Source organism: Enterobacteriaceae endosymbiont of Donacia provostii (assembly GCF_012570145.1).
GTDB lineage: Bacteria > Pseudomonadota > Gammaproteobacteria > Enterobacterales > Enterobacteriaceae.
The window spans coordinates 100,319-119,364 of the sequence record NZ_CP046206.1; the positions used below are offsets into that span (position 1 = coordinate 100,319).

A 19,046-nucleotide genomic window follows, 5' to 3' on the forward strand; every position below is an offset into this window, starting at 1 on the left:
TTATTTAGTTTCGTTTATTTAATTTTTTTTTTATTATATATAATAAATATATATTATATTTATATAAAGAAAAAAATGTTTACAGGTATTGTTCAATCAATAGGTAAAATTAAAAAAATTAATTTTAAAAAACAAATATATTGTATATATATACAAACAGATAAAAATTTTATTAAAAATTTAAAAAAAGGAGAATCCATTTCAAATAATGGATGTTGTTTAACTATTGTTCATATATATGAAAATATTATTTTATTTAATGTAATTAAATATACTATGAATAATACAACTTTTAAATTTTTGAAAGTTGGTCATTATGTTAATTTAGAAAAACCGATAAAAGCTAATAATTTTTTTGGTGGACATATAGTATTAGGACATATTACTGATATTGCTATAATAACTAAAATAAAAAATTATAGTTTTTCTAAAGTTTTTTGGATTAAACCTAATAATGTATCACAAATGAAATTTATTCCTATAAAGGGATCTATATGTATAGATGGTGTAAGTTTAACAATAGATAAAAAAACTAAAAATAAATTTAGTGTAAATTTAATACCAGAAACATTAAATAATACTACATTATCCAAAAAAAAAATTCATAATTATGTCAATCTTGAAACAGATATATATACTAGAAATATAATTCAAACTATTGAAAGATTATGTAATAAAAATATTTAATATATTAAAATATTAGGAATATAAATGATAAAAAAAAATAGAATAAATATTTTAGAAGAATTACAAAATCGTAATATTTTATATCAAGTTACTGATAAAAAAAAAATATCTGCAATTTTAAATAAAAAATATATTAATTTGTACTGTGGTTTTGATTTAACATCAGATAGTTTACATATAGGACATTTAATACAATTGTTTACATTAAAATATTTTCAGGAATTAGGTCATAAACCTATTATTTTATTAGGTGGTGCTACAAGTTTAATTGGTGATCCTAGTTTTAAATTAAAAAAAAGAAAAATAAATTCTATAGATAATATTAATATATGGTTTCATAAAATTAGTATACAGATAAAAAAATTTTTAGATTTTAATTGTGGTAAAAATAGTGCAATTATTATTAATAATAATATCTGGTTTAATAAAATGAATATTTTGTATTTTTTAAATAAAATAGGAAAATATTTCCATATTAATCATATGATGAATAAAGATTTTATTAAAAATAGAATTTTAAATAATTCTACTGATGGAATTTCTTTTACAGAATTTTCTTATAGTTTATTACAATCTTATGATTTTGCTTATTTAAATAAAAATTTTGATGTTATCCTTCAATTAGGAGGTTCTGATCAGTGGGGTAATATTATATCAGGAATTAATTTAATAAAAAAAATGTATAAAAAAGAAGTTTTTGGAATAACAACTAATTTAATTGTTAAAAATGATGGTACAAAATTTGGTAAAACAGAAAAAAAAACAATATGGTTAGATAAAAATAAAACTAGTTCATATGATTTTTTTCAATTTTGGTTAAATATTCCAGATTCATTAATTTATAAATTTTTATTTATGTTCACTAATTTAAAAACAAATATTATTAATAATTTTAAGAATAAAAAAAATAATATAAAAAATTATAGTCCTCAGTATTTACTTGCAGAATATATGACAAAAAGAGTACATGGAGAATATCATTTACTTTTATCTAAAAAAATAACAAATATATTATTTTATAAACATTTTAATAATTTAACAGAAAATGATTTTTTAATATTATTAAAAAATATAAATAATATTATTTTAAATAATAATAAAGAATTTTCTTTACAAAAAATATTAATTTTAAGTAAATTTGCATCTTCTAATTCCCAAGCATACAGATTAATTCAATCTAATTCTATATATATTAATAATGAAAAAATATCAAAAACATCATTTATATTAAACCAGTATTATAAAAAATTTAATCATTTTACTTTATTACGTAAAAGTAAAAAAAATTTTTGTTTAATTTATTGGAAATAAATAAAATTCTTATGCGTTCTAGAGGATTTGAACCTCTGACCTTCACCATGTCATAGTGATACTCTACCCCTGAGTTAAGAACGCATAAAATAATATTTACATATTAAAACATATTTATAGTATTTAATCAATTTTTTTGTATTTTAATAATACGAAATATAATTAATATTGCTGCAATAGTTAATCCAATAATAAATCCTATCCAAAATCCTTCTGGACCTATAGAATGTAAAATTAAATTTGTCATTGATAAAATATAACCAATAGGTAAACCTATTAACCAATAAGATATAAAAGTAATAATAAAAATAGATTTAGTATCTTTATAAGCTTTTAAAATACCACATCCTATAACTTGAATTGCATCTGAAAATTGATAAATTGATGCTAATAGTATTAATTTAGATGATAAATTTATAATATTTTGATTGGGATTATATAAAGAAGCAATTTTTTTTTTTAAAAAAAGGCTTATTAATACAGTAAAAGTAGATACAATAATTCCTATAATTTGTGAAATCCAACTAATTCTTTTAGCTTTATCTTTAAAACCTAAACCTAAATAAGATCCCATTAATATGGTTGTAGATATACTTAAAGATAATGGGATTATAAATATTAAAGAACTAAAATTTTGTGCTATTTGATGACTAATAATACTTTCAATACCCATTGAAGAAATAAATAAAGAAACAACTGTAAATAATGTAACTTCAATAAAAATAGATAATCCTATAGGAATACCTAACCTTAATAATTTTTTTAAAATTTTTATATTAGGTTTATTAAATAAACTAAAATAATTTTTATTATTAAATTTTTTTGAACTATACATCCATATCATAGTTATTATTGTTAATAACCAATATATTAATACTATAGATAATCCACATCCTAATATACCTAGTGGAGGTATATAATAAAAACCATAAATAAAAATATAATTAATTGGTATATATAGTATTATCCCGATCCAACTAATTATCATATCAGGTATGATTAATGAAAATGAAATACATATACAACGTAATATTTGTAATAATAAATAACCAGGAATACTCCACATAATAATTTTTAAAAAAATTACTATTTTTGTAATTAAAATTTTATTTTTCAATAATAAAGATACAAAAAAATTAATTTTATATAAAATTAATATCATTATACAGGATAAAATTATTGATAATAAATATGACTGTTGTATATATTCTATAATTTTTTTTTGTTTTTTTAAACCATTTAATTTTGTGATAATAGGTATTAAAGATAAAAAAATACCATGACAAAATAATAATAAAGGTAACCATATTGATATACCTATTGATATTACAGCCATATCGTTCTTATTAAAAGAACTTGATATAATCATATTAATAATACTAATTAAAAGATAAGCTAATTGTGTTAGCATTATGGGTATAGCAATATTAAATAATTTTTTTATTTCAATTAAATATTGATGCACATATATCCTTTCTTTTTAAATATTAATTAAATTAATTTTACTTTTTGAAAATATAAAACTATTATTATATATATAATTATATAAATTTAAAATTATTTCTAATAAATAGAACGGATATTTTATGCAAATTTTTGATAGAATCAAAAAACAAATTAATGATAATCACATTATTTTATATATGAAAGGTACTCCACAAAATCCTCAATGTGGTTTTTCCAATAAAGCAGTAAAAATTATTTTACTTTATAAAGTAAAGTTCACTTATATTGATGTCTTAAAAGATTCAAATATCAGAATTTATTTACCTAAATATGCTGATTGGCCTACATTCCCCCAATTATGGGTTAATAAAAAATTAATAGGAGGTTGTGATATATTACATACATTACATATTAATAATAAATTAAAAAAAATTTTAAATTTTCAAAAATAGTTTATTTTATATATAAAATATAATAATATTATTTTTATGGAGGCCATCCACCTTTAATTTTCCAATTATTAACTAATGCACAAAATAATTTAGCAGTGCGATCTGCATCATATAAAGCAGAATGTGCTTGATTATTATCAAATGTGATACCAATAGTATGACATGATTTTGCAAGTACAGTTTGTCCTAAGATTAATCCACACATTGATGCTGTATCAAATATTACAAAAGAATGAAATGGGTTATATTTTTCCATTTTATTTCTTTTAATAGATTCCATAACAAAACTATGATCAAAACTAGCATTATGTGCAACTATTACTGCTTTTTTACATTTATTTATTTTTAAATCATTTTTAATTTTTTTAAAAATAATTTTTAAAACTTCTACCTCACTAATAGCACCTCTTAAAGGAGTATAAATATTAATTCCATTAAAATCTAAAGCATCTTGAGAAATACTAGAACCTTTAAAGGGGATTACATGAAAATGTAAAGTTTCATTTTTTTTTAACCATCCATTATCCATTTTTAATGTAATTAAACTTATTTCTAATATAGCATTATATTTAGGATTAAATCCTGAAGTTTCAATATCTATGACAACAGGATAAAATCCTCTAAATCTAAAAGATAATAAATTTAATTTTGATAAATTATTCATTTTAATTTTTAAATAATTAAATGTATTAAATAATAATATTATGTAAATTATTAAGTTATACTTTTATATAAAAAATTACAAGTATAAAATTTTTTATATATGTTTATATATTAAAAAAATATTTATATAATTAATGAAATTATTTTCATTAAAAGTAATTTTAGTTTAATTAAAGGCGATATAAATGTTTACAAAAATAATTAAATTTAAACAAAATAATTTTTCATTTTATGTTATTTATTTATATAAAAATCAACCAGAACTTATATATAATGCAATTAAAAAAAAAATGCAGCATTCTCCTGTATTTTTTAAAAAAATATCAGTTATTGTTAATATTTATTATATAAAAAATGAAATAAATTGGGAAAAAGTTTATAATGCTATTATTTCAACAGGAATTAATATTATAGGAGTTAGTGGATGTAATAATAAAAATACTATTAAAATTATAAATAATACTGGTATACCTGTTTTATTTACTAATAATAAAGATAATAAAAAAATTCAAAATATTGATATTAACGAAAAAAAAATAAATAATAATATAATACCAAAATCTATTATTAAAACAATAAAAGAAAAAGGATCTTTATCTCTTAAGAAGGATGTTTTTTATAATAAAAGTAAAATTATTTATAATCCGATTAGATCTGGACAACAAATATATGCTTATAATAGTGATTTAATTGTTATAAATAATGTTAGTACAGGGGCTGAATTAATAGCTGATGGTAATATTCATATTTATGGTTTTATGAGGGGTAAAGCTTTATCTGGAGCTAATGGAGATAAAAATTGTCAAATTTTTTGTAATCAATTATTTGCTGAATTATTATCTATTGCTGGTGAATATTTACTTCAGGATCAAATTCCTAAAAAATTTTTAGGAAAATCATCAAGAATATATTTAAAAAATAAAACTGTAACAATAAAATCATGTAATTAATATTAAATTTATTATTAAGGAATTTTTTAATGCGTATAATTGTTGTAACTTCTGGAAAAGGTGGAGTAGGGAAAACTACTTCTAGTGCAGCTATAGCAACTGGTTTAGCTAAACATGGTAAAAAAACTGCTGTTATCGATTTTGATATTGGATTACGTAATTTAGATCTAATTATGGGTTGTGAAAGAAGAGTTGTTTATGATTTTATTAATGTTTTACAAAAAGAAGCTACTTTAAATCAAGCTTTAATAAGAGATAAAAAACACAAAAATTTATATATTTTACCTGCTTCTCAAACAAAAAATAAAGATGCACTTACATACAGTGGAGTAGAAACTATTTTAAAAAATTTAAATACTATGAATTTTGATTTTATAATATGTGATTCCCCAGCTGGAATTGAAACAGGTGCATTAACTGCGTTATATTTTGCAGATGAAGCTATTATTACCACTAATCCTGAAATTTCTTCTATTAGAGATTCTGATAGAATTTTAGGTATAATTTCATCACAGTCTAGAAGAGCAAAAAATGGAGAAGAACCTATTAAAGAATATTTATTACTTACACGTTATAATCCTATTAGAGTTGATTGTGGAGATATGTTAAGTATTGATGATATTGTTGAAATTTTAGGCATTAAAATAATAGGTGTTATTCCAGAAGATCCTTTAGTATTAAGAGCATCAAATCAAGGTAAAAGTATTATTTTACATGAAAATTCTAATGCTTCTTTAGCATATGATGATACAGTTAAACGTTTATTAGGAACTAAAATTCCTTTACGTTTTATTAAAAAAAAACAAAAGAATTTTTTGCAACGTTTATTTTGGAGATAATATGAATATTATTAATTTTTTTTTATCAAAAAAGAAAAAAACTGCTAATATTGCTAAAAAAAGATTACAGATTATTATATCTGAAGAATCAAAAAAAGGTTATATATATCCTTGTTATATAACAAAATTAAAAAAAGAAATATTAAAAGTAATTTCTAAATATACAAAAATAAATTCAAAAATGATTAATATAGAAATGGATGAAAAAAAAAAAAATATATCAACACTAGAACTAAATATAAAATTACCTAAAACAAAAAAAGATATTAAAAAAAAAATAGTAAATAAAATAATATAAAAAATTATTTATTTTAATAAAATAAATTTTTTATATAGTTTATTTTATAATATTTTTTTATTTTTTTTTTATTTAAAATAAAATTACTTATAATAGTAATAATATCTTCTGAAGAAGATATTTTCTTTTTTAGGAAAATAATTTGTAAATTTTTATTTAAATTTTTTTGAATATTATTTTTAATATGTGAATCTATGTTAGAAATTAATGCAAATTTTCCTTGTAATAAAATAATTTTTTTTAAACAATCATTATAATTTAATAAACATTCACTTTTTTTTCCTATCCATAAACCTTTATAATTTCTCTTATATATAGAAAAATATAATAAATTTTTATTACATTTTATTATAGATATAACATTTCTAATGTTAGTTATTTTCCAAGATTGTTCAGCTAAAATCATTAAATGTGATACTCCTATCTTAGGAGTATTAAAAATATAAGAAATACTTTCTATGACTGCTATACCTATTCTTAAACTAGTAAAGTTTCCTGGACCTAAATTATAACCTAATAAATTTAATTGAGATAGAGTAATATTATTCTCTTTTAAAAGATTGTTCAGTAATTTTATTATATATTTTATATGAGAACAAGGAGAATATTGAATTTTATTATAAATAATATTATTCATTTTTAATGAAATTAAACAATATTCAGTAGATGTATCAATTATTAAAATATTATTTTGCATATTAATATTAATTAAATATAAATTTATTGTTTAAAATAAAAATTATGTTATAATTTTACTGTTTAAGTAAAATTTAAAACCAGTCTTATTTAATTATAATATATTTTTCTGTAAAATAGAATGTTAAATTTTTTTATTTAATTAATTAATATTTTAAAAAATTGATATATTAAAAATATAATTATTATTTTTTTACATAAAATAAATAATAATTATAATAAGGAATAAACTCATGACAACAATAGTTAGTGTAAGGAGAAATGATAATGTAGTTATTGGTGGTGATGGACAAGCAACCTTAGGTCATATTATAATGAAAGGAAATGTAAAAAAAATTCGTAAGTTATATAATGATACAGTAATTGCTGGTTTTGCAGGTGGTACTGCAGATGCTTTTACTCTTTTTGAATTATTTGAACAAAAGTTAGAAATATATCAAGGAAATTTAATTAAATCTGCAGTTGAATTAGCAAAAGACTGGAGAACAGATCGTATTTTACGTAAATTAGAAGCATTATTAGTAATAGCAGATAAAATTACTTCTTTAATTATTACAGGTAGTGGTGATGTTATACAACCTGAAAATAATATAGTAACTATTGGTTCTGGGGGACCATATGCACAAGCTTCTGCTCGTGCTTTATTTGAAAATACAAATTTAAGTGCATATGAAATAGTAAAAAAATCTTTAAAAATAGCCGGAGATATCTGTATATATACTAATCATAATTTTACTATTGAAGAATTACCATCTAAATAAATAATCATGAGGAAAACTCTTACTATGTCTGAAATGACTCCTAAAGAAATTGTAAATGAATTAAATAAATTTATTATTGGACAAAAAAGTGCAAAAAAAGCAGTAGCGATAGCTTTAAGAAATCGTTGGCGTCGTATGCAACTAGATGAAAATTTAAGAGTAGAAGTAACACCTAAAAATATATTAATGATAGGACCTACAGGAGTAGGTAAAACAGAAATAGCACGTAGATTAGCAAAATTAGCTAATGCACCTTTTATTAAGGTAGAAGCAACTAAATTTACTGAAATTGGTTATGTAGGAAAAGAAGTTGATTCTATCATTCGTGATTTAACTGATGTTGCTATTAAAATGATAAGAATAAAAGCTTTTAACAAAAATTGTTATAGAGCAAAACAAATGGCAGAAGAAAGAATACTTAATGTATTAATACCTAATAAAAATAATTGGGATCAAAATGATAATCTTGAATCTATTCGTAAAAAACTAAAAGATAAATTACAAAATGGGTTACTTAATAATCAAGAAATTGAAATTAATTTATCTAGTACTCCTATGGGTATTGAAATTATGGCTCCCCCAGGAATGGAAGAAATGACTAGTCAATTACAATCTTTATTTCAAAATTTAGGAAGTAATAAACAAAAAAAACGTAAATTAAAAATTAAAGATGCAATTAAATTATTAATAGAAGAAGAAGCTAATAAATTAGTTAATAATGAAGATATTAAACAAAAAGCTATAGAAGCAGTAGAACAAAATGGAATAGTTTTTTTAGATGAAATTGATAAAATCTGTCGAAGAAGTAATAATGTATCATCAGATATTTCTAGAGAAGGAGTACAAAGAGATTTATTACCTTTAGTAGAGGGATGTACAGTTTCTACAAAACATGGGATGGTTAAAACAGATCATATCTTATTTATTGCTTCAGGATCATTTCAAATATCTAAACCTTCTGACTTAATTCCTGAATTACAAGGTAGATTACCTATTAGAGTAGAATTAAAAGCACTAACTAGTAGTGATTTTGAAAGAATTCTTATAGAGCCTAATGCATCTATAACAGTTCAATATAAAGCTTTATTAGCTACAGAAAAAGTAGATATTGTTTTTACTAAAAATGGTATTAAAAAAATAGCAGAATCTGCTTGGAAAGTTAATGAAACAACAGAAAATATAGGAGCTAGAAGATTACATACTGTACTTGAATATTTAATGTCAGATATTTCATATAATGCTAATGAATATAATAATAAATCAATTATTATTGATGAAAATTATGTTAGTAAACATCTCGATTCACTCATTATTAATGAAGATATTAGTAGATATATTTTATAAATATAATTATATAAACTTTTATTTAAGAATTTTAAAATTTTAATTTTTAATTGTTTGTTTATAGAATATTATCTAAATCAGTAAATTTTTTTCTATAAATTAAGAATTTCTAATTTTTAATATTCTAATAATATCTTTTAAATTAATATTTTTTATTTTTAATAAAATTATTAAATGATAAATTAAATCTGCTGTTTCTTGTATAGTTTCTTTTTTATTATTATCATTTGCAGCTATAATAGTTTCTATAGCTTCTTCTCCTACTTTTTGTGATATTCTTTTTATACCACTTTTGTATAATTTATAAGTATATGAAGATTCTGTAGAAGAATATTTTTTTTTATCTAAAATTTTTTCTAATAAATATAAAAAAGTAAAATCAGGTATTATTTTTGTTTTAAAACAACTATATTTGTCTAAATGACATGTATAATTTATTGGAATAACCAATATAAGAATTGTGTCTTTATCACAATCAGTTGTAATTTTTTTAACATATAAAAAATTTCCTGTAGTTTCACCCTTAGTCCATATTTTATTTCTAGTTCTAGAAAAAAAAGTAACTTTTTTAGTTTTTAAAGTAGTAATTAAAGATTCTTTATTCATATAAGCATGCATAAGTATCTGTCCAGAAATTTTATGTTGTATAATAGTTGGAATTAATCCATTTGTTTTAATCCAATCTAAATTATTTACTAAATTTAACATATTCTTACCTCAATATTTTTTTTATTTAAAAAATTTTTTAATTTTTTAATATTAATAATTTTTTTATGAAATACTGATGCAGCTAAAGCACCATCTATATTTATTTTTTCATGAAAAACATTATAAAAATCCTTCATAGAACCTGCCCCACCAGATGCAATTAAAGGTATTTTACAAATTTTACGAATTTTTTTTAATTGTTTTAAATCATAACCATTACATAATCCATCTTGATTCATCATATTTAAAACTATTTCACCAGCTCCTAACTCTTGAACATATTTTACCCATTCTGATGTTTCCCAATTAGTTATTTGAATATTTTTTTGATTACCAGTATATTTATAAACATAATATTTTTTAGTTTTCATGTTATACCAAGAATCTATACCTACAACAATACATTGTTTACCAAAATATTGTGATAGTTTTTTTATTAAAATAGGATTATTTAATGCAGGAGTATTAATAGATATTTTTTCAGCTCCTAAAGATAATATTGAAGCAGCATCATTAATAGATTTAATACCCCCAGCTACACACATTGGAATACTAATATTTTTAGAAATTTCTGATATCCATTTTTTATTTACTAATTTTTTATTTATTGAAGCAGTAATATCATAAAAAACTAATTCATCAGCTCCATCTTGATCATATCTTTGAGCTAAAGATAAAATATCACCTATAACATAATGATGTTTAAATTGTTTTCCCTTTACTACCATATTATTTTTTACATCTAGGCAGGGTATTATTCTTTTTGCCAACATAAATTAGCCTCTTGAATAGTAAATTTTTTTTCTAAAAATGCTCTCCCTATAATAACATCTTTTACTCCAATTTTTTTTAAATTGATAATATCCTTTAAAGATGAAATACCTCCTGATGCTTGTAAAAATATTTCAGGATATTTTTTTATAATTTCATTATATAAACTTATATTTGGTCCTAAAAAAGTTCCATCTTTAGAAATATCAGTACATAAAATATTTTTAAAACCTAAATGTAAAAATTTTTCTATAATATCTTCAAAAATTATATTACTTTTATTTTGCCATCCATTAATAAAAATAATTTTATTATTATTTTTATCATATTTTATATCTAAAGCTAAAATAATAGATAATGGATTATATTTTTTTAATAATTGTTTTATATATTCAAAATTTTGTATTATGATAGAACCTAATATAATTTGAGAATTAGGAATTAAATTAAAAATAAAATCTATATCTTTATTAGATCTTATACCCCCCCCAATTTGTATTGAAGGTAAATTATATTTAAAAATTTTTTTTAATAAAATTAATTGTTTTTTATTAGGATTTTTTGCACCATCTAAATCTATAAGATGAATTTTTTTAGCATTTTCTTTAATGCATTTCTTTATATAAGATAAAGGATCATATATATATTCACGTTTTAAATTAAATTTACCTTGATGTAATCTAACTACTTTACCTTTTATTAAATCAATTGCTGGAATAATCATATTTATTATTTCACATTTTTAAAAAATTTTTAATTAATTGAATACCATTAATTCCTGATTTTTCGGGATGAAATTGTACACCAAAAAAATTTTTTTTTTGAACAACAGAACTAAAAATATTTTCATAAGTAGTAGTCGCTATTGTATAATTATTTACACATATATTATAACTATGTGAAAAATAAAAATAAGAATTTTGATCAAGATTGTTAAATAATGGTGATTTAATAATACTATTAACTTTATTCCATCCCATATGTGGAACTGGTGTATATTTATTATTTATTAAATTCACAGAATAATTCATAACTCCTAAAGTTGAAACACCTCCATTTTCTTCACTATATTTACCTAATATTTGCATTCCTAAACATATTCCTAAAATATCTATTTTACAATTTTGTAGTAATGTGATTAAATTATCTTTTTTTAATTTTTTTATTATAGATTTAGCAGAACCTACCCCAGGTAAAAAAATTTTATTAGCATTTAAAATTAAATTTTTATTATTTGTAATTTTTGAATTAAATCCTATCTTTTTTATAGTAGATTTTAAGGAAAAAAAATTACCACAAGATGTATCTATAATAATAATTTTCAAACTAATACTCCTTTTGTACTAGGAATAATATTATGTTCAATTTTTATTGCCTGTTTTAATGAACAAGCAAATGCTTTAAATAAACTTTCAATTTTATGATGATCATTTTCTCCAGTTACTTTTAAATATATATTACATGACATAGAATATGATAAAGAATAAAAAAAATGTTTAACCATTTCAGTACTCAAATCTCCAATTTTTTGATATTTAAATTGAACATCATATTGTAAATATGGTCTTCCAGATAAATCTAAAGAACATTGAGCTAATGATTCATCCATTGGTAATAAAAAACCAAATCTATTAATACCTTTTTTATTACCAATAGCTTTAGAAAATGCCTTCCCTAAAGTAATTGCAATATCTTCTATTGTATGATGATCATCAATAAATAAATCTCCTTTACTATCAATATTTAAAATAAAACCCCCATGTATAGCTATTTGTTCTATCATATGATTTAAAAAATTAATTCCAGTATTAATTTTACTTTTACCAATTTTATCTAAAAATAATTCTATATATATTATTGTTTCTTTTGTTATTTTTCTTATTATAGCATATCTTTTTACTGGTGTTAATTTCTCTAAAATATCTAACCAATGACAAGTTTTTTTATTATATAAAATGCCTTTAATACCAATATTATTAGCTAATTGTATATCAGTTAATCGATCTCCTATAACATAACTATTCTGTTTATCTAAAGAATTATTTATATATTGTTTTAACATTGTTATATTAGGTTTTCTACACATACATTCTTCATAAGAAAAATGTGGACAAATAAAAATATTTTCAAATTTAATATTTTGTGATTTGAATATATTAAGCATAAAATTATGAGGAATTTTAAAAGATTCATAAGGAAATTTTTTTGTACCTAAACCATCTTGATTTGTTATCATAACAAATGAATAAGAAAGTTTTTTTAATTCTAATAAAGTAAAAATAACATTTTTTTCAAAAAATAATTTACTAATATGATCAATTTGATAATTATTTTTAGGTTCAGATATTAAAGTACCATCCCTATCTATAAAAAGTATTTTTTTTAACATAAATGTTTTCTTATAAAATTAATTAAGATATTTTTGTAATGTAAAAAATATTTTTTTACATTCATCAAATGTTCCTATTGTAATTCTTAAACAATTTTTTAATAATTTTTCATGGTTTTGATCTCTTACAATTATATTATTTTTATTTAAAGTATTAAAAATAATATTTGAATCATAAAATTTTACTAATATAAAATTAGTTTTACTTTTAAAAATATATTTTATAAATTTTAAATTATTTAATTTATTTATTAACCATTTTTTATTATGTATTATTTTATTAACATTATTTTTCATAATAATTAAATTTTTTTTATTTAAAGATTGTAATGCTATATCTAAAACTGGTATAGATATAGGATATGGAGCTATAACTTTACATAATATTTTTATTATGTATTTATTTGTTAAAATAAAACCACAACGTAAACCTGCTAATCCAAATGCTTTTGATAAAGTTCTTAATATAATTAAATTTTCATATTTATTAATTAAATTAATCATAGTTTGATCTATACAAAATTCAATATATGCTTCATCAATAACAATTATTATTTTATTTTTTATTAATTTAAATAATTTTATTATTTTATTTTTATCAAAAATATTTCCTGTAGGATTGTTAGGATTACAAAAATAAATAATTTTAATATTACTAAGATTTTTTTGAATATTTTCAAAATCTATTTCCCAAGTATTTTTTTTACTAGAAATAATTAAATATTTAATATTTAATATATTAGCTGTAACACGATACATATCATATGTTGGAGAACAAAATAAAATTTGATCGTCTTTTTGATTACAAAATGTTCTCATAACTATATCAATACCTTCATCTGCACCCCTAGTAATTAAAATATTTTCATTATTTAAATTAGTATATTTACTATAAGCATTAAGTAATGTTTTGGGTTGTTGTTCAGGATATCTATTTAATATTTTATTAGTAGAAAATAATGAAATAATAGGTGATTCATTCGCATTTAATAAAATTTTATTATTAATATTCTCCTTATATAATAATCTTGCTGATTGATATGGAATTAAATTTAGAATATTTTTTTTTATCATTTTATTAATATTTTTAATTTTTTGTTTTTGTTTATTTATAAATTTTTTTCTTATTGTTATAGAATTACTATGACCTAATAATTTTTCTGTTTTTGCCATAATTTCTACTGTAGAAGAAATATTTAATAAACCATTCTGTGTTAGTTTCTGTACATATATTTTTTTTTGAAAATCAGAAATACTTAAGCAAGAATAAGTAGAAGCATAGCCATAAGTTGGTAAAACATGATTAGTTCCAGAAGCATAATCTCCTACTGATTCAGGAGTCCAATTACCTAAAAAAATAGAACCTGCATTATTAATATTAGATAAAATATATTTATAATTTTTACATTGAATAATTAAATGTTCAGGTGCATACATATTTGCTATATTAATACATTCATCAATATTATCTACTACTATAATATGACTATTATTAAGAGATTTTAATATAATATTTTTTTTAGGTAATTTTTCTAATTGTTTAGAAATATTTTTTTGAACTAATTTAGCAATTTTTTCTTCAGTAGTTATTAAAAATACTTGTGAATCAGAACCATGCTCTGCTTGTGATAATAAATCTGATATAATAAATTCATAATTTGATAATTCATCTGCAATAATCATTAATTCTGACGGCCCAGCAGGCATATCTATAGAAGTTTTACTTGATAAAATATTATTAATTTGTCTTTTTGCTTCTGTAACATAAACATTTCCAGGACCAAAAATTTTATCTACTTTATTAATAGATTTTGTACCAAAAGCCATAGCTGCTATAGCATGAGCACCTCCTATTTGAAATATATTTTTTATGTTACATAAGTTAGCAGCAAATAAAATTTCATTAGAAATTGGAGCTGGGGAACATAAAATAATATTTGGACATAATGCTATTTGTGCAGGAATACCTAACATTAATACTGTAGAAAATAAAGAAGATGTTCCTCCAGGAATATACAATCCTATTTTAGATATAGGACGAAATATTTGACTACAAAATATTCCTGGAATTATTTCAATAATTTTTTTTTTTATAATTTGAGATTTATGAAATTTATAAATATTACTATATGCATTTTTTATAGCATTTTTGATATCACAGTTTATATTAAACTGTGAATTAGATATTTTTTCTTTACTAATTTGTAAATTATCAATGTTTATTTTATCAAATAACAAACTATATTTTTTTAAAGAACTATCACCATTTTTTTTAACATTTTTTAAAATATTTTTTACACTATTTTTAATAATTTTGTCCGTTAAAAATATTGGTCTAGATAAAATTTTTTTTTTATGATCTTTATTACAATTATTCCAATAAATAATATTATTTATAATATTCATTATTATTACTCCATAATTTTTTCAATAGGTAAAACTAAAATAGAACTAGCTCCTAATAATTTTAATTTTTCTATTCTTTCCCAAAATAATATCTCGTTACAAACTATATGTAATGAAACTTTTTCTGTTTCTCCTATTAAAGGTAAAATAGTAGGACTATGTATATATGGTAATAATGTAAAAACTTGTTTTAACTTTTTACTTGAAATATGTAAAGTAATATATTTTGATACTTTTGCTTGTATAACTCCCTTAATTCTTTTTAATAATTTATTTATGATTGTTTGTTTGAAAATTGAAATTTTATCATAACGTTGTACTAAACATGCTTGGGAATTATATATAACTTCTACTTCTTTAATACCATTAGCTTCTAATGTTGCTCCTGTAGAGACTAAATCACAAATAGCATCAGATAAACCTACTCTTGGTGCTAATTCTACTGAACCATTTAACATACAAGATTTAAATTTAATATTATATTGATCAAGATATTTTTTTAATAAATTAGGATAAGATGTTGCAATACAAGTATTTTGTAAAGAATTCAATCCTAAATAATCTTTATTTATAGGTATTGCTATAGATAATCTACATAAACCAAAATCTAATTTACGTAATATTATATATTTTGCATTATAACCTTTAGATAATCTATTTAACACTTCTTCTTCTAAAACATTTTTTCCTATAATACCTAAATCTACAACTCCTTCCATAATTAAACCAGGAATATCATCATCTCGTACTCTCAAAATATCTATTGGCATATTTTTTACAAAAGATATTAATCGTTGTTGTTTTAAATTAACTTTAAGACCACAACTTTTTAAAAGTTTACTAGTTTCATTACTTAAACGACCAGATTTTTGTATAGCTATACGTAAACGATTGTGATCTAACATACTAAATACCTTTATAAAAATATTTAAATTTCAAACATAAATTTAATTTAAAAATGAATTTGTTAATTTTAACTTAAAGAAGTTATATTAAAATAACAACTATTTTTTATATTTTTATAGATAAATATTAAAAATATTTAAATTTTTATTTATTTATGTATCCTAAATCTTTATTTATAGGATTATTAGCTGAAATTCTAGCTAATTTATCACATTTTTCATTTAAATAATGGGATGAATGACTTTTTATCCATTTCCACACAACATTATGGTTAACTAAAGATAATTCTAATCTTTTCCATAAATCAATATTTTTAACTTTTTTTTTATTATTACGTTTCCAATTAGTTTTTTTCCAGTTATATATCCATGTTGTAATTCCTTCTTTTAAATAATTACTATCAGTAGTAATTATAATATTACAATTTTCTTTTAAAGATTCTAATGCAATAATAGAAGCCATTAATTCCATTCTATTATTAGTTGTTAAAAAAAAACTATTAGTTACAATTTTTTCATATTTATGATATTGTAAAATAGCAGCGCATCCTCCTGGACCTGGATTATATATACATGAACCATCTGTAAAAATTTTTATATTTTTATACATATTTTTTTTAAAAAATTTATATTATTTATATAACAAATATGAAAAAATTAAATATACGTCAAGTAGTTTTAGATACAGAAACTACAGGAATGAATACATTACCTCCATATTATTTAGGACATCGTATTATAGAAATAGGAATGATAGAAATAATTAATCGTAATATTACAAAAAATTATTTTCATCAATATATAAATCCACAACAAATAATTAGTAAAGAAGCATTTGATATTCATGGTATTTCTAATAAATTTTTGTTTAAAAAACCAATTTTTGCTGATATAGTACATGATTTTATAAATTACATTAAAGGATCAGAATTAATTATTCATAATGCACAATTTGATATTGATTTTTTAAATTATGAATTATCATTATTAAAAAATAATTTACCTAAAATTGAAGATATTTGTATAATTAAAGATACTTTAAAAATAGCTAGAAATCTTTTTCCTGGAAAAAGAAATTCATTAAATTCTTTATGTTCAAGATTTAATATAGATAAAAGCATGCGTAATCTACATGGTGCTTTAATAGATGCAAAATTATTAGCACATGTTTTTTTATATATGACTTCCAAACAAAGTCAATTTAAATTAGATTTATTAAATAAAAATAACAATACTAATAATAAATTAAATAATTTTTTCAAAACAAAAAAATCATTAATTATTATAAAAGCTTCTCATAAAGAATTAAAACTACATAAATTAAAATTAAATTTAATTAAAAAGAAATGTGGTTTTATTTTGTGGAAATAAAAAAAATATTGATAATAATATTATATTATATTATAATGTTAAACATGGTGCGATAGTTCAGTTGGTTAGAATATCGGCTTGTCACGCCGAGGGTCGCGGGTTCAACTCCCGTTCGCACCGTATATTTAGGATTTTAGAATAAAAATATAAGAGATATTAGTCGTTATTAATCCATAGAACACAAGATTTATTATATAATTCTAAATTATTTTTAATAATATTTATTAAATCTGAACATATCTCTTTTTTATTCATAAAATCATGCATCCAAAAAAAAACACTTAAATTAATAGAACTATTAGTAATGCCATCTATAACAACATTAACAATAGAATTTTTTATTATTTTATCATTTAATGATATAGTATCTAATAAAATCTTTTTAATTGTATTTATATCATTTTGTATTAATTCTCTTGAAAGACTTAAAGTAATTTTATTTCGATATTCACTTGATTTAGAAAAATTTACTATATTTTCTGTTAAAATTTTACCATTAGGGACTGATATAATACTTCCATCAAATGTTTTAAAAAGAGTACAAAAAATTTCGACATTAGTAATTTTACCAGTAACATTACCTATGTTAATATAATCTCCTACTTTAAAAATACGAAAAGTAATAATTAATAATCCTGACGCTAAATTTGCTAATGCACTTTGCCATGCTAAACCGATTACTAGTCCTATAGTTCCGAATGCGGCAAAAAGTGATGATGTTTGTAATCCAATACTACTTAAAGCACTAACTAAAACAAAAATAATTAAACTATATTTAAAAATATTTGTAAGAAATCCAGTAGTAATTGGATCTATATTTCTTATAGTAAATACATTTCTAATAGTTTTCGTACCGAATTTAACACCCCATAATCCAAAAAATAAAATCATACCTGCTAAAATAAAATGTTCACATTGATATAAAATAAAAATTTTATTTTTAAATATCCAGATTTTTATAAAATCTAATACACTAGTAAATTTATTCATATTTTAATAATCCATTGTATAAAATAATTTGTATTTTTTTTTATAAATTAAACAATTTA

Annotated in this window: 21 protein-coding genes and 2 tRNA genes; 10 read left to right on the top strand and 13 right to left on the bottom strand. The window is 20.2% G+C overall.

Features of this window, described 5'->3' with window-relative positions; genetic code table 11:
• Positions 1-75 precede the first annotated feature (75 nt).
• Both GJT93_RS00525 and tyrS read left to right on the top strand, forming a co-directional pair.
• On the top strand, positions 76-687 hold the full coding sequence (locus GJT93_RS00525) for a riboflavin synthase (RefSeq protein WP_168821677.1): 612 nt from the start codon (positions 76-78) through the stop codon (positions 685-687).
• A 24-nt stretch (positions 688-711) separates the two neighbouring features.
• Positions 712-1,998: a tyrosine--tRNA ligase gene (gene tyrS, locus GJT93_RS00530; RefSeq protein ID WP_168821678.1), complete on the top strand. Its 1,287-nt coding sequence runs from the start codon at positions 712-714 to the stop codon at positions 1,996-1,998.
• Between the two features lie 12 nt (positions 1,999-2,010).
• On the opposite strand, the gene GJT93_RS00535 is transcribed toward tyrS, so the two are convergent.
• Together GJT93_RS00535 and GJT93_RS00540 are read right to left on the bottom strand one after the other, a co-directional pair.
• A tRNA-Val gene (locus tag GJT93_RS00535) sits at positions 2,011-2,082 on the bottom strand.
• Positions 2,083-2,125: 43 nt separating this feature from the next.
• Positions 2,126-3,463 (bottom strand): MATE family efflux transporter, encoded by a 1,338-nt coding sequence (locus GJT93_RS00540; protein WP_168821679.1) that lies wholly within the window; start codon positions 3,461-3,463, stop codon positions 2,126-2,128.
• Between the two features lie 121 nt (positions 3,464-3,584).
• Between GJT93_RS00540 and grxD the strand changes: the two genes are divergently transcribed.
• Positions 3,585-3,896, top strand: a complete 312-nt coding sequence (gene grxD / locus GJT93_RS00545; RefSeq protein WP_168821680.1) for a Grx4 family monothiol glutaredoxin — start codon at positions 3,585-3,587, stop codon at positions 3,894-3,896.
• Between the two features lie 34 nt (positions 3,897-3,930).
• On the opposite strand, the gene rnt is transcribed toward grxD, so the two are convergent.
• Positions 3,931-4,560, bottom strand: coding sequence for a ribonuclease T (rnt, locus tag GJT93_RS00550; protein WP_168821681.1), 630 nt, complete (start codon positions 4,558-4,560; stop codon positions 3,931-3,933).
• A gap of 184 nt (positions 4,561-4,744) precedes the next feature.
• Here rnt and minC point away from each other — a divergent pair, with 184 nt between their 5' ends.
• Genes minC through minE form a run of 3 tightly spaced genes read left to right on the top strand, consistent with a single transcriptional unit; the run spans position 4,745 to position 6,646 of the window.
• A complete protein-coding gene (gene minC, locus GJT93_RS00555; protein WP_168821682.1) occupies positions 4,745-5,509 on the top strand; it encodes a septum site-determining protein MinC in 765 nt (254 codons plus the stop codon).
• A 29-nt stretch (positions 5,510-5,538) separates the two neighbouring features.
• The gene (gene minD, locus GJT93_RS00560) at positions 5,539-6,348 is read left to right on the top strand and encodes a septum site-determining protein MinD (protein ID WP_168821683.1); all 810 of its coding nucleotides are present in this window, start codon (positions 5,539-5,541) and stop codon (positions 6,346-6,348) included.
• 1 nt (position 6,349) lies between these two features.
• The gene (gene minE, locus GJT93_RS00565; protein ID WP_168821684.1) at positions 6,350-6,646 is read left to right on the top strand and encodes a cell division topological specificity factor MinE; all 297 of its coding nucleotides are present in this window, start codon (positions 6,350-6,352) and stop codon (positions 6,644-6,646) included.
• Positions 6,647-6,659: 13 nt separating this feature from the next.
• Here the strand turns inward: minE and tsaB are convergent, their stop codons facing one another.
• Positions 6,660-7,343, bottom strand: coding sequence for a tRNA (adenosine(37)-N6)-threonylcarbamoyltransferase complex dimerization subunit type 1 TsaB (tsaB, locus tag GJT93_RS00570; RefSeq protein ID WP_168821685.1), 684 nt, complete (start codon positions 7,341-7,343; stop codon positions 6,660-6,662).
• 232 nt (positions 7,344-7,575) lie between these two features.
• Between tsaB and hslV the strand changes: the two genes are divergently transcribed.
• Both hslV and hslU read left to right on the top strand, forming a co-directional pair.
• Positions 7,576-8,103 (top strand): ATP-dependent protease subunit HslV, encoded by a 528-nt coding sequence (hslV, locus tag GJT93_RS00575; RefSeq protein ID WP_168821686.1) that lies wholly within the window; start codon positions 7,576-7,578, stop codon positions 8,101-8,103.
• Between the two features lie 24 nt (positions 8,104-8,127).
• Positions 8,128-9,447: an ATP-dependent protease ATPase subunit HslU gene (gene hslU, locus GJT93_RS00580; protein ID WP_168821687.1), complete on the top strand. Its 1,320-nt coding sequence runs from the start codon at positions 8,128-8,130 to the stop codon at positions 9,445-9,447.
• 99 nt (positions 9,448-9,546) lie between these two features.
• Here hslU and hisIE read toward each other — a convergent pair whose 3' ends face one another.
• The 8 genes from hisIE to rnhA form a co-directional block, all read right to left on the bottom strand.
• Positions 9,547-10,155: a bifunctional phosphoribosyl-AMP cyclohydrolase/phosphoribosyl-ATP diphosphatase HisIE gene (gene hisIE, locus GJT93_RS00585; RefSeq protein WP_168821688.1), complete on the bottom strand. Its 609-nt coding sequence runs from the start codon at positions 10,153-10,155 to the stop codon at positions 9,547-9,549.
• The gene (gene hisF / locus GJT93_RS00590; RefSeq protein ID WP_168821689.1) at positions 10,149-10,928 is read right to left on the bottom strand and encodes an imidazole glycerol phosphate synthase subunit HisF; all 780 of its coding nucleotides are present in this window, start codon (positions 10,926-10,928) and stop codon (positions 10,149-10,151) included. Before hisF ends, hisIE begins: the two co-directional genes overlap by 7 nt.
• Positions 10,910-11,650, bottom strand: a complete 741-nt coding sequence (locus GJT93_RS00595; RefSeq protein ID WP_168821690.1) for a 1-(5-phosphoribosyl)-5-[(5-phosphoribosylamino)methylideneamino]imidazole-4-carboxamide isomerase — start codon at positions 11,648-11,650, stop codon at positions 10,910-10,912. Before GJT93_RS00595 ends, hisF begins: the two co-directional genes overlap by 19 nt.
• Positions 11,651-11,660: 10 nt before the next feature.
• Positions 11,661-12,251 (bottom strand): imidazole glycerol phosphate synthase subunit HisH, encoded by a 591-nt coding sequence (hisH, locus tag GJT93_RS00600; RefSeq protein ID WP_168821691.1) that lies wholly within the window; start codon positions 12,249-12,251, stop codon positions 11,661-11,663.
• On the bottom strand, positions 12,248-13,315 hold the full coding sequence (gene hisB / locus GJT93_RS00605; protein WP_168821692.1) for a bifunctional histidinol-phosphatase/imidazoleglycerol-phosphate dehydratase HisB: 1,068 nt from the start codon (positions 13,313-13,315) through the stop codon (positions 12,248-12,250). Before hisB ends, hisH begins: the two co-directional genes overlap by 4 nt.
• Before the next feature lie 18 nt (positions 13,316-13,333).
• Positions 13,334-15,721 carry a histidinol dehydrogenase gene (gene hisD, locus GJT93_RS02290; protein ID WP_211080475.1) on the bottom strand — a complete coding sequence of 796 codons (2,388 nt, stop codon included), beginning with the start codon at positions 15,719-15,721 and terminating at the stop codon, positions 13,334-13,336.
• Between the two features lie 5 nt (positions 15,722-15,726).
• Positions 15,727-16,626 carry an ATP phosphoribosyltransferase gene (gene hisG / locus GJT93_RS00615; RefSeq protein WP_168821693.1) on the bottom strand — a complete coding sequence of 300 codons (900 nt, stop codon included), beginning with the start codon at positions 16,624-16,626 and terminating at the stop codon, positions 15,727-15,729.
• A gap of 145 nt (positions 16,627-16,771) precedes the next feature.
• Entirely contained in the window at positions 16,772-17,236 is a 465-nt protein-coding gene (rnhA, locus tag GJT93_RS00620; protein WP_168821694.1) for a ribonuclease HI, read from the bottom strand.
• Positions 17,237-17,274: 38 nt separating this feature from the next.
• Between rnhA and dnaQ the strand changes: the two genes are divergently transcribed.
• Positions 17,275-17,997, top strand: a complete 723-nt coding sequence (dnaQ, locus tag GJT93_RS00625; protein WP_168821695.1) for a DNA polymerase III subunit epsilon — start codon at positions 17,275-17,277, stop codon at positions 17,995-17,997.
• Between the two features lie 46 nt (positions 17,998-18,043).
• Positions 18,044-18,117 (top strand) — tRNA-Asp (locus GJT93_RS00630).
• Between the two features lie 36 nt (positions 18,118-18,153).
• Here GJT93_RS00630 and GJT93_RS00635 read toward each other — a convergent pair.
• Positions 18,154-18,987: a mechanosensitive ion channel domain-containing protein gene (locus GJT93_RS00635; RefSeq protein WP_168821696.1), complete on the bottom strand. Its 834-nt coding sequence runs from the start codon at positions 18,985-18,987 to the stop codon at positions 18,154-18,156.
• Positions 18,988-19,046 lie beyond the last annotated feature (59 nt).

Excerpts from the sequence above, each read along its gene's own strand:
- GJT93_RS00525 (WP_168821677.1), top strand. The coding sequence starts at position 76 with ATGTTTACAGGTATTGTTCAATCAATAGGTAAAATTAAAAAAATTAAT.
- tyrS (WP_168821678.1), top strand. The coding sequence starts at position 712 with ATGATAAAAAAAAATAGAATAAATATTTTAGAAGAATTACAAAATCGT.
- grxD (WP_168821680.1), top strand. The coding sequence starts at position 3,585 with ATGCAAATTTTTGATAGAATCAAAAAACAAATTAATGATAATCACATT.
- rnt (WP_168821681.1), bottom strand. The coding sequence starts at position 4,560 with ATGAATAATTTATCAAAATTAAATTTATTATCTTTTAGATTTAGAGGA.
- minC (WP_168821682.1), top strand. The coding sequence starts at position 4,745 with ATGTTTACAAAAATAATTAAATTTAAACAAAATAATTTTTCATTTTAT.
- minD (WP_168821683.1), top strand. The coding sequence starts at position 5,539 with ATGCGTATAATTGTTGTAACTTCTGGAAAAGGTGGAGTAGGGAAAACT.
- minE (WP_168821684.1), top strand. The coding sequence starts at position 6,350 with ATGAATATTATTAATTTTTTTTTATCAAAAAAGAAAAAAACTGCTAAT.
- tsaB (WP_168821685.1), bottom strand. The coding sequence starts at position 7,343 with ATGCAAAATAATATTTTAATAATTGATACATCTACTGAATATTGTTTA.
- hslV (WP_168821686.1), top strand. The coding sequence starts at position 7,576 with ATGACAACAATAGTTAGTGTAAGGAGAAATGATAATGTAGTTATTGGT.
- hslU (WP_168821687.1), top strand. The coding sequence starts at position 8,128 with ATGTCTGAAATGACTCCTAAAGAAATTGTAAATGAATTAAATAAATTT.
- hisIE (WP_168821688.1), bottom strand. The coding sequence starts at position 10,155 with ATGTTAAATTTAGTAAATAATTTAGATTGGATTAAAACAAATGGATTA.
- hisF (WP_168821689.1), bottom strand. The coding sequence starts at position 10,928 with ATGTTGGCAAAAAGAATAATACCCTGCCTAGATGTAAAAAATAATATG.
- GJT93_RS00595 (WP_168821690.1), bottom strand. The coding sequence starts at position 11,650 with ATGATTATTCCAGCAATTGATTTAATAAAAGGTAAAGTAGTTAGATTA.
- hisB (WP_168821692.1), bottom strand. The coding sequence starts at position 13,315 with ATGTTAAAAAAAATACTTTTTATAGATAGGGATGGTACTTTAATATCT.
- hisD (WP_211080475.1), bottom strand. The coding sequence starts at position 15,721 with ATGAATATTATAAATAATATTATTTATTGGAATAATTGTAATAAAGAT.
- hisG (WP_168821693.1), bottom strand. The coding sequence starts at position 16,626 with ATGTTAGATCACAATCGTTTACGTATAGCTATACAAAAATCTGGTCGT.
- rnhA (WP_168821694.1), bottom strand. The coding sequence starts at position 17,236 with ATGTATAAAAATATAAAAATTTTTACAGATGGTTCATGTATATATAAT.
- dnaQ (WP_168821695.1), top strand. The coding sequence starts at position 17,275 with ATGAAAAAATTAAATATACGTCAAGTAGTTTTAGATACAGAAACTACA.
- GJT93_RS00635 (WP_168821696.1), bottom strand. The coding sequence starts at position 18,987 with ATGAATAAATTTACTAGTGTATTAGATTTTATAAAAATCTGGATATTT.